The sequence below is a fragment of the Candidatus Reidiella endopervernicosa genome, assembly GCF_013343005.1.
Taxonomy (GTDB): Bacteria; Pseudomonadota; Gammaproteobacteria.
Map to the genome: position 1 here is coordinate 2203243 of NZ_CP054491.1, position 15808 is coordinate 2219050.

Below are 15808 nucleotides of genomic sequence, written 5' to 3' on the forward strand. Positions count from 1 at the left end.
AGTCAGTGAGGAGTTGTGTAGAGCCGCGAAGAGGTGATTACGCAACGAACGCAGGACGGTCGGGGCGCCGTAGGCATAAACGGTCGCGTTAAGTATTTGCCGCTTGCTTGGGCTTGGAGGCCCAAAACAAGCTTCCGCAAAAATAGCGACTCCCCGGCCATCCTTCGAAACACTGCTCGCAATCGTTCAACCCAGAGATCGGCAGGTGGTTATGAAGGCCATCGAAAACACTCGAAAACATTATCTACCACTCGATATCGAATTCAGGGTTGAGCGACGTGATGTCGGTGAGCGTACCGTTATCATGCGTGGACACGTCCATTTTGACGACAATGGCCGACTCTCACATATCATGGGTACCATTCAGGATATCAGTGAGCAGACGAGTAACGAACGACAACTGCTGCTACAGAGAGCGGTGCTTGAATCGACGGACGATGCTGTCCTTATTACTGACGGTGAAGGTGTCATCGAGTGGGCTAACTCAGCAACGGAGAGGGTAACCGGATATGCGCTTGATGAGATGGTCGGGCAGACCCCGCGACTTCTTAAATCGGGCTCCCAAAGCGAAGCGTTTTATAACCAGCTGTGGGGAGTGATAACCACTGGGGAGTCGTGGCAGGGCGAGATGATTAATCGCCGTAAGGATGGTGCGCTCTACCATGAGGAGCAGACCATCACGCCGGTGATCAATAAGCGGGGGGAGATTACCCATTTTGTTGCTATAAAGCGCGATGTCAGTAAGCGCAAAGCGATGGAGCGTGAACAGCGTGAAGTGGAGAAACAGCTAAAGCAGGCTCAGAAGATGGAGGCGATTGGTCAGCTCACGGGAGGTATTGCACACGACTTTAACAATATTCTTGCCAGCATCATGGGATACACCAGTCTCGCATTGGCCAGATTTACAAAGTCTCAAGACGAAAGCAGCAATAAACTTGCAGAGTATTTAAATCGTATAGATCAGGCGAGTCGACGTGCGCGTGATCTGATTGCACAGATGCTGGCATTCAGTCGTGCTGGTACAAGTGAGCCAAGGTCTCTGCCAGCGGCGCCGTTGGTCAAAGAGGCGATATCGCTACTGCGATCGACAATCCCTAGCAATATTACTATCGCGCTTAGCCTTGATGAGGATCTTCCACCGATTAACTTTGATCCGATTCAATTCCATCAGGTGATTATGAACCTCTGTATCAATGCCCGAGATGCGATCGCAGAGAGTGGCTGTATTGATGTAAAACTCAACTTAACAACAATTGTTAATGATAGTTGTGCCTCTTGCCAGAGTGGTGTTTCTGGTGACTATGTGGAGCTCTCCGTTAGTGATAGTGGTAGTGGTATTGATCCTGAAAATTTAATGCGTGTTTTCGACCCCTTTTTTACCACCAAGGAGGTGGGTAAGGGGAGTGGCATGGGGCTCTCTATGGTGCATGGCATCGTGCACGAATATGGCGGACATATTCTGGTCAATACGAAACCCGAGGGTGGAACTGACTTTAGGGTGTTGGTCCCAGCGTCAGCGGTGAATGACTCGGAAGAACTCAGTGTGCCCACCCAGTCAATTGTTGATGGAGTCGTTACACCAGCCCGAATACTATTGGTCAACGATGATCACTCCGTTGCAGGTTTTATTGCGGAGCTACTGGAAAGTATCGGCTATCAGGTGGTTGTCACCACTGAAGAGAAGCAGATTGTTGATAGTGCACGTGAGCAGCTTAAGCATATCGATCTCCTCATTGCTGACTATGCAATACCGGGCATGACCGGGGTCGAGCTGGCCAAGGATCTACGTCAGCAACGAGAAGATCTGCCGGTACTCATTCTGTGCAGCGGTAACTCTGAACAGCCTCAATCGCCCGAGTGGCTAGAGAACCCACTCAACGGCTTTGTACGAAAACCGATCGATAACCAGCTGCTGTTATCGACTATTAGAAAACTACTCGACGGTGACGATTAGTCGACATCAGGGCTGTTTTTTATTAGAAATCGATTCTATAGCCGGCCGTCAGGTAGTAGCCGTGTGTATTGGTGGTATCGCTAGCCAGCTGCTCGGTCGACCAGTCACCACTCGCCTCCAGTTCAAAGTGAATACGACGTTTCCAACGGTAGTCCATACGGACCGCCGGTGAGAGGGTCCACTGGGTTCGGCCATCGTTTTTATTGTCGCGGTAACTCAGTTTCACACGCGGATTGAGGCGCCAGTTACTGGTGATTGGATAACGGGTGTTGAGCAACATCGTGGTGGTACTCGAGGTGCTACCGTCGGCAAAGCGTAGGCCGAGTACGGCCGTATCGCCTTGTTTGATCAGATTACTGCCCATCAACTGCATGTTGTAGTAGTACTCGTTACCGGTTCCCGGTATCGCCTCAACTCCGCCTGATGCGGGCGTCCCCTGTAGGTTGGTGGCGGTGATGTCGGCGTTGAGCTGAACCTGCTCTGAGATCGGCGTGGAGAAACCGAATACTGCAGTGTTACTACGTGCAGTACGATCAACTGCCAATTGGCGAATCTCCGACTCGGTGAAGCTGCTGAGCAGCTGTTCAACACCCTCGACCAGCTGTCCCTGAATTGCATTGCGAGTGGTAAGAATCGGCGTGAGACGGTGGTCGAGTGTGAGATTGATGTTGCTGTGGGAGCCGATCTTCCAGTTGCCCAGCAGCATCACGGTGTTGAGCTCGTCGTAGGAGATGTCGTAGTCGACCAGTCCTAGTAGTGAACGCTCAGGGTGGAAGTAGCGCAGCTCGGCACCGACGGCACGTCGATCGGTAATGTCGGCAACACGCTGCTCGATGATAAAGGGGCTGAAGTCCCAGGCGTTAAAGAAGGTGCCAAGGTCGATACTCGCACCGACAAAATTGCGGTCTGTGGTGAGGGGATCAGAGGTACGATCGACCGGGAAGCCTGCAACCATGTTGAGCTTGCCCCAAGAGGTGGCCTGATAGCTGAGCAGGCCACCATCGAAACGTCCCAATACACCGCCACTACTGCGAGTCTGACGCCCAACGCGACCGCTAAGCCCGGATGGTTTGTGACTGGCTTCAGCGTAGAGAGAGCTGATACGGCTCTCGTTATCTTCACCATCATTAAGGAAATCGTGCAGATATCCACCAGTAAAACGGGTGCGGAACTCGCTATCATGACTGCGCCTGCGACTGGTGACATCAAGGTCGGTGGAGAGTGAGGACTGGTTAACCGTCGACTCCTCCTCATCAATGCTGTTGATGTCACGTCGATAGTATTGAGAGAAACCACCAAACAGAGTCCACTGCGCCTCATCAATGGTACGTTTTCCCTTGGCCGCACGCAGGCTCTCCTTGGGGCGGTCGGGGGCACTGATCAGTGCTGCTAGACGCTGTCGCACACGCTCAGCTGGCTCTCCCTCTGGATAGAGCGAGAGGTACTGCTCATAGGCTGCCTTGGCCTGAGCCAGCTGTCCGTTACGCTCACGCGCACTTCCAAGCAACTCCAGTGCCTGCTGTCCCTTTGGATTCTCTTTATGTTCGATCAGACGCGCATAGATACGGATGGCACGACCGTAGTCGCTGCCCAACATCGCCTTGCGAGCCTCCTCCATCAGCGATTCGATACGCTCAAGCGGCAAAGGCGGTCGGGTGGCCAAGGGGGTTGCGACAGGTTTCACAGCGGCTGTTTCCGTCTTCTTCTCGACCTCGCTCTGACTGGCGCGGGCAACCCACGCCTTGGGATAATTGGCAGTGAGCTGCTTGAGCATCTCGCTGGCCTCACTACGGGTGGCAAAAAAGCCGAGGCGCAGGCGATACCAGGTACGCTGATTCTGTTCAAAATCGACCACATAGGCCTGTCGCCTGGCGTGCTGTTTGAGGCTGGCGTGATCTGCCAGATCGATTGGCTTGAGTGAAGACTCGAGGTTGATCACATAGGGGAGGGAAACCAGTGTCGCTGCTTTGCTGGTCGATGGCTTAGGTGTGGCTGATGTCACTCGTGGTAGTCGGATCGTCAGACCCTGCATGTCGGGATCAGGATTGACCTCGTAGTCGGTTACGCGGCTGAAACTGACAATCAGAGTGTAGTCATCCTGACCGCGTCCTTCGTAACGTACCTCGTCCAGTGGCACATCGCGACTCGAATCCCAGGTGACCTGCTCCTCGCCAATTAACATGTTATCGCTATCGATGCGTATATCTCGCGGGCGCAGACTGATCTGCAGCTCCTTGCCATGGCTATGGGGTGCATGAGAGAGATACTGCATCGCGGTGCTGAAGCGGATCTGCAGTGTGACGGAGGATTGTTCGACCGTTGGCAGGATATCCTCAATCATCCGCACCTCAGCAGCGGCGCTGCCGATGTTGATCAGCAGCAGCGGAAGTAGGAGTGCTACAGCGAGTAGTGTTCTAAGGCGTTGGATAGTTATATACATGGGTCGATCCAGTTATGGGTTAATCGAAAGATGAGTCGCTGACGCGATGCTCGCCAGACTCACGTTCTTTTATCGTGCTCATCGAACTATTGGTGTAGACGTGACAACTACCACTGCAGTCGCGCAGTTCGCTCACTGAGTAGTAGCCATCGGGATTCTCATGCTTCTTGTGCTCATCGCGCTCGTAATCACCCGCATGGCAGCCTGCGCAATCGGGTTTATAGGCACCGCTGCTCCAGGTCACCTGTTCACTATTGGAGCGGTGGCAGCTGCTGCAGCTGAGGTTGCCACGATGGTCGCCAGGGTAGGCGGCTGAACTGTGACGGAAGGTGGTCGGTGTCCAACTCGTATTGCGATGGCAACTATCGCAGCTCTGGCTGGTAATGAAGTGACTACTGGGTTTGCCCGGTGCTGAAACACCGTTATGACAGCTGGTACAGCTTCCGCTGACATCGTCATGGCTGAAGGTTGCCGGCAACCAGGCTCGAATGGTGTGGCAGATATCACACTGGGCGCTGGTGGTGATATGGGTCAGCGGTTTTCCGCTTGAAGTGACTCCGTTATGACAGCTACTACAGGTGCCAGCTGAGACCTGATTGTGATCAAACAGTGCCGGTGTCCAGCCGTTGGTGCTGTGGCAGTCATCACAGCTATTGCCGCTGGGCAGGTGATTGACCGGTTTGCCAAGTGCCGTAGAGCCGTTGTGACAGCTTGAACAGGTGCCTAGTACAGAGAGGTGTTCAACGCGAATCACCGGCGACCAGCTACGGTTGCTGTGGCACTCCTCACAGCTATTGGTAGTGCTGATGTGCTGAGTGTTCTTACCGGTTGCTGAGACGCCGTTATGGCAGCTCGAACAGCTGGCGCTCACACTGCTGTGATCAAAGTTGGCCGGTGACCAAGCGTTGCTGGTATGGCAGTCATCACAACTATTACTGCTAGCAATGTGGTTGGAAGGTTTACCCAACGCGGTGGAGCCGTTATGACAACTGGAGCAGGTGCCGAGTACGGCCAAGTGCTCAACCCGAATCACCGGTGACCAGCTGCGGTTGGAGTGGCACTCGTCGCAGCTGTTGGTCGAGCTGATGTGTTGCGCCGTTTTCCCGGTGGCTGAGACACCGTTGTGACAACTCGAACAGCTAGCGGTCACTGCAGAGTGATCGAAGTTCGCAGGGCTCCAGGCGTTGCTGCTGTGGCAATCATCACAGCTATTACCACTGACAATATGGTTAGACGGTTTACCGAGTGCCGTGGAACCGTTGTGACAACTTGAGCAGCTACCCACCACGGCGAGATGTTCGACGCGGATAACTGGCGACCAGCTACGATTACCGTGGCACTCGTCACAGCTGTTGGTAGAGGCGATATGTTGCACCGATTTGCCGGTTGCACTCACGCCGTTATGACAGCTACTGCAGCTGGCAGAGACTGTCGAGTGGTCAAAGTTGGCGGGACTCCAGGCGTTGCTGGTATGGCAGTCGTCACAGCTATTGCCACTGGTTATGTGATTTGACGGTTTGCCGAGGGCTGTAGAACCGTTGTGACAACTTGAGCAGCTACCAACGACGGCGAGATGCTCCACGCGGATCACTGGCGACCAGCTACGGTTGCCGTGACACTCCTCACAGCTGTTGGTAGTGGCAATGTGTTGAACGTTTTTACCCGTCGCTGAAACACCGTTATGACAGCTGCTGCAGCTCGCTGAGACCGTTGAATGATCGAAGTTGGCCGGGCTCCATGCGCTACTGGTGTGGCAGTCATCACAGCTGTTACCGCTAGCAATATGATTCGAAGGTTTGCCTGGTGCCGTCGAGCCGTTGTGGCAGCTGGAACAGCTACCGGTGACGGCCAGATGTTCAACACGGATCACCGGTGACCAGCTGCGGTTGGAGTGACACTCTGCGCAACTGTTGGTACTCGAGATGTGTTGTACGTTTTTACCTGTGGCCGAGACACCGTTATGACAGCTCGAGCAGCTGGCAGTCACACTGTTGTGATCAAAATTGGCCGGAGACCAGACGCTGCTGGTATGACAGTCGTCACAGCTGTTACCACTCGTAATGTGGTTGGACGGTTTGCCGAGGGCGGTGGAACCGTTGTGGCAACTGGAACAGGTTCCAAGTACCGCCAGATGTTCGACACGGATCACCGGTGACCAGCTGCGGTTGCCGTGGCACTCGGCGCAACTATTTGTCGAACTGATGTGTTGGGTATTTTTCCCAGTTGCCGAGACGCCGTTATGACAGCTTGAACAGCTGGCGGTCACGCTGGAGTGGTCGAAGTTGGCCGGGCTCCACGCAGTGGTCGAGTGACAGTCACTGCAGCTGCTGTTGCTCGGTATATGGTTTGAGCTTTTACCCAGTGCGGTTGCGCCGTTGTGACAGCTTGAGCAGGTACCGGTCACCGCCAGATGCTCGACGCGAATCACCGGTGACCAGCTGCGGTTACTGTGACACTCCTCGCAGGCGTTGGTGGTTGTGATGTGTTGTGGCGTCTTCCCTTCGGCGCTGGTTCCGTTATGACAGCTAGAGCAACTGCCACTGACGTTGGAGTGGTCGAAGTTGGCGGGCGACCATGCCGAGGTGGAGTGACAGTCGCTACAATTATTGCCGCTTGTGATGTGGTTCGAGGATTTACCGAGTGCTGTGGCACCGTTATGACAGCTGGAGCAGGTACCGGTCACCGCCAGATGTTCAACCCGGATCACCGGTGACCAGCCACGGTTAGAGTGACAATCCTCACAGACGTTGGTGGTGCTGAGGTGCTGCGTGCTCTTACCCGTCGCCGAGACACCGTTGTGGCAACTCAAACAGCTGGCGGTAATGGCAGAGTGATCTAAGTTGGCTGGCGACCAGGCGTTACTGGTGTGGCAGTCGTCGCAGCTATTACCACTGGCGATATGGTTGGACGGTTTACCCAGCGCCGTGGCACCGTTGTGACAGCTCGAGCAGCTCCCCTGTACTGCCAGGTGGTCAACACGAATTACCGGTGACCAGCTACGGTTGGAGTGGCAATCCTGACAGCTGCTGGTGGAGCCGATGTGACCACTGTTCTTTCCGGTGGCAGAGCTACCGTTGTGACAGCTGGAACAGCTACTGGTCACCGCGTCGTGATCGAAATTGGCCGGGCTCCATGCCGTGCTGGTGTGGCAGTCGTCACAGCTATTACTGCTTACGATGTGGTTGGCGGTTTTACCCAGTGCGGTCGAGCCGTTATGGCAGCTACTACAGGTTCCCGAGACGGCCAGATGTTCGACTCGAATCACAGGCGACCAGCTACGGTTGGAGTGGCACTCGCCACAGGCATTCGTAGTCGCGATGTGTTGGCTCGTTTTTCCACTTGCCGAGATGCCGTTATGACAGCTGCTACAGGTGCCAGAAGCGTTTGAGTGGTCAAAGTTCGCAGGGGACCATGCCGTTGTTGAATGGCAATCGCTACAACTACTACTGCTTGGGATGTGGTTGGATGATTTGCCCAACGCAGTCGAGCCGTTGTGACAGCTACTACAGGTGCCGCTGACGGCCAGATGATCAACGCGAATCACGGGTGACCAGTTGCGGCTGTTATGGCACGACTCACAGCTGCTATTACTGGCGATATGCTGTGAGGTTTTACCCGTTGCCGAACTCCCGTTGTGACAACTCGAGCAGCTACCCGAGGCATTGGAGTGGTCGAAATTGGCCGGGCTCCAGGCGTTGCTGGTATGGCAGTCGCTGCAGACGCTGCCACTGGGGATATGGTTGTTTGTCTTGCCGGGAGCGGTGGTGTCGTTGTGGCAGCTCGAGCAGCTACCGTTCACCGCCAGGTGATCGACCTTGATGGCGGGTGACCAGTCGCGGTTGGAGTGGCAGCTCTCACAGCTATTGTTCGTTGCCAGATGCAACACCGTTTTCCCAGTTGCCGAGATGCCGTTGTGACAGCTACTGCAGCTCCCTGAGATAGAGGCGTGATCGAAATCAGCCGGTAGCCATCCACTGCTGCTGTGGCAGTCGTCGCAGCTATTACTACTGGCAATATGGTTGGCCGGTTTACCGAGAGCAGCAGCGTTGTTGTGACAGCTTGAGCAGGTGCCGGTCACAGCCAGATGCTCAACCTTGATTACCGGTGACCAGCTGCGGTTGGAGTGACACTCCTCACAGACGCTGGTGGTAGAGAGGTGTTGTGTCGTTTTGCCGGTGGCCGAGACGCCGTTGTGGCAGCTAGAACAGCTGCTGGTAATAACGCTGTGGTCGAAGTCGGCCGGTGTCCAGGCGCTGCTGGTATGACAGTCGTCGCAACTGTTGCTACTGGCGATATGGTTGGCTGGCTTACCAAGTGCCGTTGAATTGTTGTGACAGCTAGAGCAGGTGCCGAGCACAGCGAGGTGGTCGACACGAATCGCAGGCGACCAGCCTCGTGTGGCGTGGCAGGTTTCACAGCTATTGGTGGTGGCTATGTGACGGCTCGATTTTCCATCGGTGATCACGCCGTTGTGGCAGCTAGTACAGTTCCCCTCAATACCGGTGTGATCAAAGGTGGTCGGACTCCAGGCGGTAGTGGTGTGACAATCGTTGCAGCTGTTATCACTACTGACATGGTTGATTGATTTACCCTCAGCGGTAACGCCGTTATGACAACTGAGGCAGGAAGCGGTAATGCCTACATGATTGAAACGGGCCGGTGTCCAGGCGGTGGAGGAGTGACAGTCACTACAGCTACTGGAGCTGCTGACGTGGTTGATTGATTTGCCGGTTGCGTTGCTACCGTTGTGACAGCTGGTGCAGTTGCCCACCACCGCCAGATGATCGACCTCACGCGCGGGTGACCAGCCGCTGCTGCTGTGGCAACTGTCACAGCGACTGCTAGTCGGAAAGTGTTTTGCGTGTTTGGCCGAGGCCTGCACACGGCCGGTGCTGCCGTGGCAACCGCTGCAGGTTGTCGGTGCCGATCTAAACTCCCCATTGAGGTGACAGCTGGTGCAGCTGGTGGTGGCATGTGCGCCATCGAGTGAAAAGCCTGTAGTGAAGTGGTCGAATGCCGCATTGTTGGCCGCCTGAGTCGTTACCGTGAATAGCAGCATTAGCGCCAACACAATCGTACGAGCGATGTTCACTGGGTTTGGCATGATCGACTCTCTATCCATGTTGTTAGTCAAAATCGGAATCGCTGACGCGGTGTTCGCTCGAGCGCCGCTTTTTAATGCTTGTCATCGAACTGTTGGTATAGACGTGACAGCTACCCGAGCAGTCGCGTAGCTCACTCACCGAGTAGTAACTGTCGGGGTTCTCATACTTCTTGTGTTCATCACGCTCATAGTCACCCGCGTGGCAGCCAGCGCAGTCGGGTTTATAGGCGCCGCTCGACCAGGTGACCTGTTCGCTATTACTGCGGTGGCAACTGGTGCAGCTGAGGTTGCCACGGTGGTCGCCAGGGTAGGCGGCTGAGTTGTGACGGAACGTCGTGGGTGTCCAGCTGCTATTGCGATGACAGCTATCGCAGCCCTGACTGGTGACAAAGTGATTGCTCGGCTTGCCCGGTGCTGAGGTGCCGTTATGACAACTGGCACAGCTACCGGTGACGTCATCATGGTTGAAAATCGCCGGTAACCAGGCACGGATAGAGTGGCAGATGTCGCACTGTGCTGAGGTCTGTAGATGGGTTAGCGGTTTACCGGTCGCAGTTAGCCCGTTGTGGCAACTGCTGCAGGTGCCGGGCGAGACCTGATTGTGATCAAACAGCGCCGGTGTCCAGGCGTTGGTGTTGTGGCAGTCGTCGCAACTGTTACCGCTGCTGAGATGGTTGGCCGGTTTGCCAGCGGCAGTGGAGCCGTTATGACAGCTTGAACAGCTGCCGGTGACTGAGAGGTGGTCAACTCGAATCACCGGCGACCAGCTACGATTGGTGTGGCAATCCTCACAGCTATTGGTGGTGGCGATGTGGCGTGTGTTCTTGCCCGTTGCCGTGGTGCCGTTGTGACAGCTGATGCAGTTGGATGAGACGCTGGAGTGGTCGAATCCGGCCGGACTCCAGGCGCTAGTGGAGTGACAGTCGTCGCAACCACTACCGCTGGCAATGTGGTTGGCTGGTTTACCCTCGGCAGTGGAGCCGTTGTGACAGCTTGAGCAGCTGCCGGTCACGGCCAGGTGGTCGATACGGATTACAGGCGACCAGCTGCGGTTGCTGTGACAATCCTCGCAGCTATTGGTTGAAGCGATGTGGCGTACGTTTTTACCGGTGGCTGCAATGCCGTTATGACAGCTTGAGCAGCTGCCAGTGGCGTTATCGTGATCGAAATTGGCCGGGCTCCAGGCGTTGGTCGAATGACAGTCATCGCAGCTGCTGCCACTGGTAATGTGGTTAGCGGTTTTACCCGTGGCGGTCGAGCCGTTATGGCAGCTTGAGCAGCTACCGAGCACGGCCAGATGATCGACGCGAATCACAGGCGACCAGTCGCGGCTTGAGTGACACTCCTCACAGGCGTTGGTGGTACTCATGTGACGCACCCCTTTGCCCTCAGCCGTCACTCCGTTATGGCAGCTGCTGCAGCTGGCGGTGATGTCGATATGGTTAAAACGGGCCGGGCTCCAGGCGGTGGAGGAGTGGCAATCGCTGCAGTTACTCGAGCTGCTGACGTGATTGAACGTTTTCCCTTCAGCGCTGCCGCCGTTGTGACAGCTGCTGCAGCTACCCAGAACCGAGAGATGATCGACCTGACGCACAGGAGACCAGCCGCTGCTGCTGTGACAGTCATCGCAGCTGGAGCTGGTGGAGATATGGCGTGCATCCTTGCTCGAAGCCTTGATCCGACTGCCGCTGGAGTGACAGCTGCTACAGCGTGTCGGAGCCCCTTTGAACTCACCGCCGATGTGGCAACTGGTGCAGTTGGTCGAGGCGTGTGCTCCTTCGAGTGGGAAGCCGGTGGTGAAGTGGTCAAAACGCTCTGCGGCGGCAATGGAGGGGAGGAAGACGAGTAGCAGTAGCATCAGCACCATCAGCAGTATGTGGTGAAGTGACTCGGTCGATAGTTGGCGAATCAGTTTTTGTATTCCGATATCCATAATCACTCCCGGCTACTGCCGCGGCAGAACGATCTCTTCAAATTGAGTCGGCAGGTGACACTGCTCACACTGCTTGCCGAATGTGCCCCAGTGGGCATCCTCGTCGCGATGACAGCTGATGCAGCGACGTGGCTCTGCGCGCTGCTCGGTGACCGGATCGATATGACACGCCTCACACTTGAGGCCGCGATGCGAACCCTCGAGTCGGTATTTGGTCTGGGTGTCGTGATCGAAGAGCCATAGCTTCCAGTCGTTGGGGTTGTGGCAACTGGCGCACTGTTTACCGAGCAGTCCCTCGTGGCTGTCATCCTGTTGATGACAGGCGTAACAGTCGCGTTCGGTCTGCTGATAACTCCGGTCGAGATGACACTCACCACAGGGGGTGGTGGTGTGCAGGCCGATCAGGGGAAAGCGGGTCAGGTCGTGGTCGAAGGCGATCTTCTTGCGCCAGTTATCACTGTTGTGGCACTGCTGGCACTCTTTACCTAGTTTGCCACCGTGTGGATCATCAACCTTGTGACAGGAGGTGCAGCTCTTTTCTGGCTTCTTCTCAAACAGCCCCGCCTGATGGCAACTGCTACAACTTAGATCACCATGTTTTCCATCCAGTGAGAACTTGGTGTCGCGTTGATGATCAAACCTGGTCTTGCTCCAGCTCTCGTTGTTGTGGCACTTGTCGCACTTCTCACCAAAACTGCCGCGGTGTCGATCACGCTGCTGATGGCAGGCGATACAGGTTTTACCCGGGTTGCCCTTGTTATCGGCCCGGTTGAGTTTGCTGTTGTGGCAGCTGTTACAGGCGAGTTTGGTGTGCACGCCACGGAGTGGGAATTCGGTTTTTTTGTCGTGATTGAACTCTCCCTTCTCCCACTTCTCGTTGTTATGGCAGCTCTCACACTTTTCCCCAAAACCACCCAGATGGATGTCGTTGATCTGGTGGCAGGCGATGCACTGCTTGGGTGTCTTTTTATAGCGTTGATCGATGTGGCAGCTGTTACAGCTCGCCTTCTTATGTGCGCCCTTGAGCTTGAAGTCACTTTTGTCGTGGTCAAAACGATTCTTCTGCCAGCCTGTAGTTGAGTGACAGTCGTTACACTTCTTGCCCAGATTACCGCGATGTGGGTCGTCGCTTTTATGGCAGTCGATACAGAGCTGAGGCGTGTCGCGGTGTTTGCGATCTTTGGGGTGACAGGCGATACAGGCGACCTGTTGGTGACGCTTTTCGAGTTTGTAGTCGGTCAGGTCGTGATCAAAACCGTGTGGATCGAGGTGTACGATCTTTTTGTCACGCCCCTTGTGATCGGTATGGCAACTGCGGCAGGCGGTTTCGCCTACCGCGCTATCGAGACCGTGGTATCCCTCATCTTTGTTGATGTCGGCCGCCACCTTCTCGTGGCAGTCGAGACAGAGCGTGCGCTGTTCATCCTTGCTGAAGTTGGCGTGGCAGCGTTCACACTGCTCCTCATACTTGGCGTGTCCCTCGATCACCTTGCCCGGCATCAACAGGGTTTCGAACGAGGCGGCCCATAGCGGACTGGAGCCGAGCAGCAACAGTGCAAACAGAAAAATCTCGCCAATGTTGTTGGGCATATTGCTCATCAGTACATGTGCACTGCGACGATATGGACGATGCCGGCCACGACCATCATCAGGAAGAAGGGGAGGTGGAAGAGGTGCCAGAGGGCGAATAGGCGTTCAAAAACGTTTAACTGCACGACTTTGCGTGCAGTGTGGAAGAAAGCGGTTGTCTCGCGAATACTCTCTCGTCTTCTTTGTCGCTGCTCCGGGCGACTCCAGCCCTGTTTGGCAGCGACTGCCTTGATCGATCTTTTTATCTCCTTTTTCAACAGCCGTTGTCGTCGACTAATGGCGCGATCGGTAGTCAGCATGCGCCAGATCCCACCGCCCAGGGTTGAGACGGAGAGTGAGCGTTCAACTAACTGATCGAGTAGCTGTTGAATCTGCTGCTGGTTGGCGACACTGGTGAGGATCTGGTTCTCGCTCTTCTCCAGTCGTTCGCGCAGTTCAACCAGTGTCGCCTTGTGACCATAGAGGCCGAAGTGGATCTTGGTGTAGAAGTAACGCCCGATCAGCCCGCTGCAGGCCACCAGGATCATGCAGAAGAGTGCGACCTGGCTGTTGAGTGAGCCGAGATTGAAGTTGGCGTGGAAGATGATGCAGACCGGACCGGCCACACCAAACAGCATATGCAGCCTGAACCAGTAACTGACCGGACCAAGATGGCGCATAAAACGTGCGTTTTTCCGCAGTGGGTAGAGCAGTAGTGCAACCATCAGTGAGGCGCCGACAATACCGAGCGTATATCCGGTTCCCTCTTCGGCGATGATGTGACGTTCACCACTGACACGCCAACCGAGATAGAGGACGACGACTACGGCTGCAGCAAAACTCAGCGTTATCAGTCCACTGAAAACTGCTCCCCACCCCTGTCGTTCGGTTGTTGTAGCGCCCATTGCTCTCTCTCACTGTCCATTGCAAAGCTCGTCTCTGGAGCTTGTCTAATTTCAATAATGGGAATAATATCCCAAAACGTAGAAATAACAACAGGGAATTGTGGTTAATGTGAACCGGTCGACATTTGCTGTTTGATCGATCGGTTATTGATAAATAGCGAGAAGGAAAAATATCGAAATTGATGCCTTAAGCATCTATTAGCTAGAAGTATCAGTTAGATAAGAGTCATAGTTAAAGTTGATAGTTGGTGTGAGTGAGTGAGTGAGTGGAGTGAGTCGTGGCGGAGAATGATTTTGGATATTGAAATGGGACAGATTCTCTATTTTTCACCAATGTTGGTGATTTTGCTGAGCTACATTGTGCTGGCCTTTATGAAAGAGCGGCATGCACTGGCCGCGAAAAGAGAGACTATTTCTTCAGGTTTGACAGAACCAGCATCACTGCACCCACTGATAGACACCACCAAGTGCATCGGTTGCGGCTCCTGTGTAACCGCATGTCCTGAGAATCTGGTGCTGGGACTGATCAAGAAACGCGCCGAGTTGATCTCGCCTTCACACTGCATCGGTCATGGTGCCTGTGCTCGCGCCTGCCCAATGAAGGCTATAACGCTGGTGTTTGGTACCGAAAAACGGGGTGTCGACATTCCGCAGATTGATGAGTCATTCGAGACCAACGTACCTGGAATCTATATTGCTGGTGAGCTGGGTGGCATGGGGTTGATTAGAAATGCCTCAGAGCAGGGGAGGCAGGCAATGGAATCGATATATAAGGTATCTCCCCAAAAAAAGGAAGGGGATTGGATCGATGCGCTGGTCGTGGGTGCGGGTCCGGCGGGAATTGCAGCGAACCTGGTGGCAAAAGAGCGCAAAATGTCAATTATAACGCTGGAGCAGGAGAGTCTTGGGGGGACGGTTGCCCACTACCCACGTGGCAAGGTTGTAATGACGGCGCCGGTAAAACTTCCTCTGGTGGGAAAAACCAGGTTTAAGGAGACCACCAAGGAGCGGCTGCTTGAGTTCTGGAGCGGTGTCGTTGAGAAGCACGAACTTCAGATCAATTTTGAAGAGCGATTAGAGGCGGTGGCCTCGGTTGAGGGTGGTTTCGAGGTGACAAGTAATAAGCGTAGTTACCGTCGCTGACCGCCATGGATAGCGAAGCGAAGGCGGTTAGTCCCCGATAGTCGACGCCGCTCGCCTATTCGTAGTTGAGAGCGCGAGCGAACGACGAAGAAGATGCAGCAGCGGCTTTATGTCGGCGTAGAGTCACTGAGGGAGTTGTGTAGAGCCGCGAAGAGGTGATTACGCAACGAACGCAGGACGGTCGGGGCGCCGTAGGCATAAACGGTCGCGTTAAGTATTTGCCGCTTGCTTGGGCTTGATGCCCAAAACATGCTTCCGCAAAATAGCGACTCCCGAGCTCGCACCCTACTGCTGGCGATTGGACGCCGTGGTACGCCACGAAAACTCGGTGTACCGGGTGAGGAACAGAACAAGGTCGTCTACAGATTGGTTGATGCAGAGCAATACCGTGGACAGTCGGTGGTGGTGGTTGGCGGTGGTGATAGCGCACTGGAGGCCGCCGCATCGCTGGCCGAAGAGGAGGGCACGGAGGTGACACTCTCCTACCGAAGTGAAGCCTTTAATCGTGCCAAGGAGAAGAACCGGCAGCGTGTTCAGGCCGCCGAGGCGGCGGGAAACTTAAAGGTTCTATTTCGCTCCAACGTGAAGCGCATCACTGAAGATCGGATCGAGATCGAGCAACAGGGTGAGTTAATTGAGCAGTCTAATGATGCCGTTATTGTGCTTGCCGGAGGTATCTTGCCCACACCGTTCCTGAAGCAGATCGGTATTGATATCGAGACGAAATATGGCACAGCGTAATCGTCTAGCCACTCTGCTG

10 protein-coding genes are annotated in these 15808 nt (G+C 54.9%); 3 read left to right on the forward strand and 7 right to left on the reverse strand.

Features of this window, described 5'->3' with window-relative positions:
- Nucleotides 1-2: 2 nt before the first annotated feature.
- A complete protein-coding gene (locus HUE57_RS12250; protein ID WP_174673285.1) occupies nucleotides 3-140 on the reverse strand; it encodes a hypothetical protein in 138 nt (45 codons plus the stop codon).
- Between HUE57_RS12250 and HUE57_RS12255 the strand changes: the two genes are divergently transcribed.
- On the forward strand, nucleotides 104-1954 hold the full coding sequence (locus tag HUE57_RS12255) for a hybrid sensor histidine kinase/response regulator (protein WP_174673286.1): 1851 nt from the start codon (nucleotides 104-106) through the stop codon (nucleotides 1952-1954). The two genes, HUE57_RS12250 and HUE57_RS12255, sit on opposite strands and share 37 nt — an antisense overlap.
- A 22-nt stretch (nucleotides 1955-1976) precedes the next feature.
- Here HUE57_RS12255 and HUE57_RS12260 read toward each other — a convergent pair whose 3' ends face one another.
- Genes HUE57_RS12260 through HUE57_RS12280 form a run of 5 tightly spaced genes read right to left on the reverse strand, consistent with a single transcriptional unit; the run spans nucleotide 1977 to nucleotide 13905 of the window.
- Entirely contained in the window at nucleotides 1977-4394 is a 2418-nt protein-coding gene (locus tag HUE57_RS12260; RefSeq protein WP_078483619.1) for an SPOR domain-containing protein, read from the reverse strand.
- Between the two features lie 19 nt (nucleotides 4395-4413).
- Nucleotides 4414-9498, reverse strand: coding sequence for a hypothetical protein (locus tag HUE57_RS12265; RefSeq protein WP_174673287.1), 5085 nt, complete (start codon nucleotides 9496-9498; stop codon nucleotides 4414-4416).
- A gap of 22 nt (nucleotides 9499-9520) precedes the next feature.
- Entirely contained in the window at nucleotides 9521-11431 is a 1911-nt protein-coding gene (locus tag HUE57_RS12270) for a cytochrome c3 family protein (protein ID WP_174673288.1), read from the reverse strand.
- 12 nt (nucleotides 11432-11443) lie between these two features.
- Nucleotides 11444-13030, reverse strand: a complete 1587-nt coding sequence (locus HUE57_RS12275; protein ID WP_078483617.1) for a cytochrome c3 family protein — start codon at nucleotides 13028-13030, stop codon at nucleotides 11444-11446.
- The gene (locus tag HUE57_RS12280) at nucleotides 13030-13905 is read right to left on the reverse strand and encodes a hypothetical protein (RefSeq protein ID WP_078483616.1); all 876 of its coding nucleotides are present in this window, start codon (nucleotides 13903-13905) and stop codon (nucleotides 13030-13032) included. Before HUE57_RS12280 ends, HUE57_RS12275 begins: the two co-directional genes overlap by 1 nt.
- Nucleotides 13906-14199: 294 nt before the next feature.
- On the opposite strand from HUE57_RS12280, the gene HUE57_RS12285 reads away from it, so the two are divergent.
- On the forward strand, nucleotides 14200-15048 hold the full coding sequence (locus HUE57_RS12285) for an NAD(P)-binding domain-containing protein (protein WP_236860590.1): 849 nt from the start codon (nucleotides 14200-14202) through the stop codon (nucleotides 15046-15048).
- Nucleotides 15049-15103: 55 nt separating this feature from the next.
- Here the strand turns inward: HUE57_RS12285 and HUE57_RS12290 are convergent, their stop codons facing one another.
- On the reverse strand, nucleotides 15104-15367 hold the full coding sequence (locus tag HUE57_RS12290; protein ID WP_174672482.1) for a hypothetical protein: 264 nt from the start codon (nucleotides 15365-15367) through the stop codon (nucleotides 15104-15106).
- Between HUE57_RS12290 and HUE57_RS12295 the strand changes: the two genes are divergently transcribed.
- Nucleotides 15298-15789, forward strand: coding sequence for an NAD(P)-binding domain-containing protein (locus HUE57_RS12295; protein WP_174673289.1), 492 nt, complete (start codon nucleotides 15298-15300; stop codon nucleotides 15787-15789). The genes HUE57_RS12290 and HUE57_RS12295 overlap by 70 nt on opposite strands.
- The last annotated feature ends 19 nt before the right edge of the window (nucleotides 15790-15808 follow it).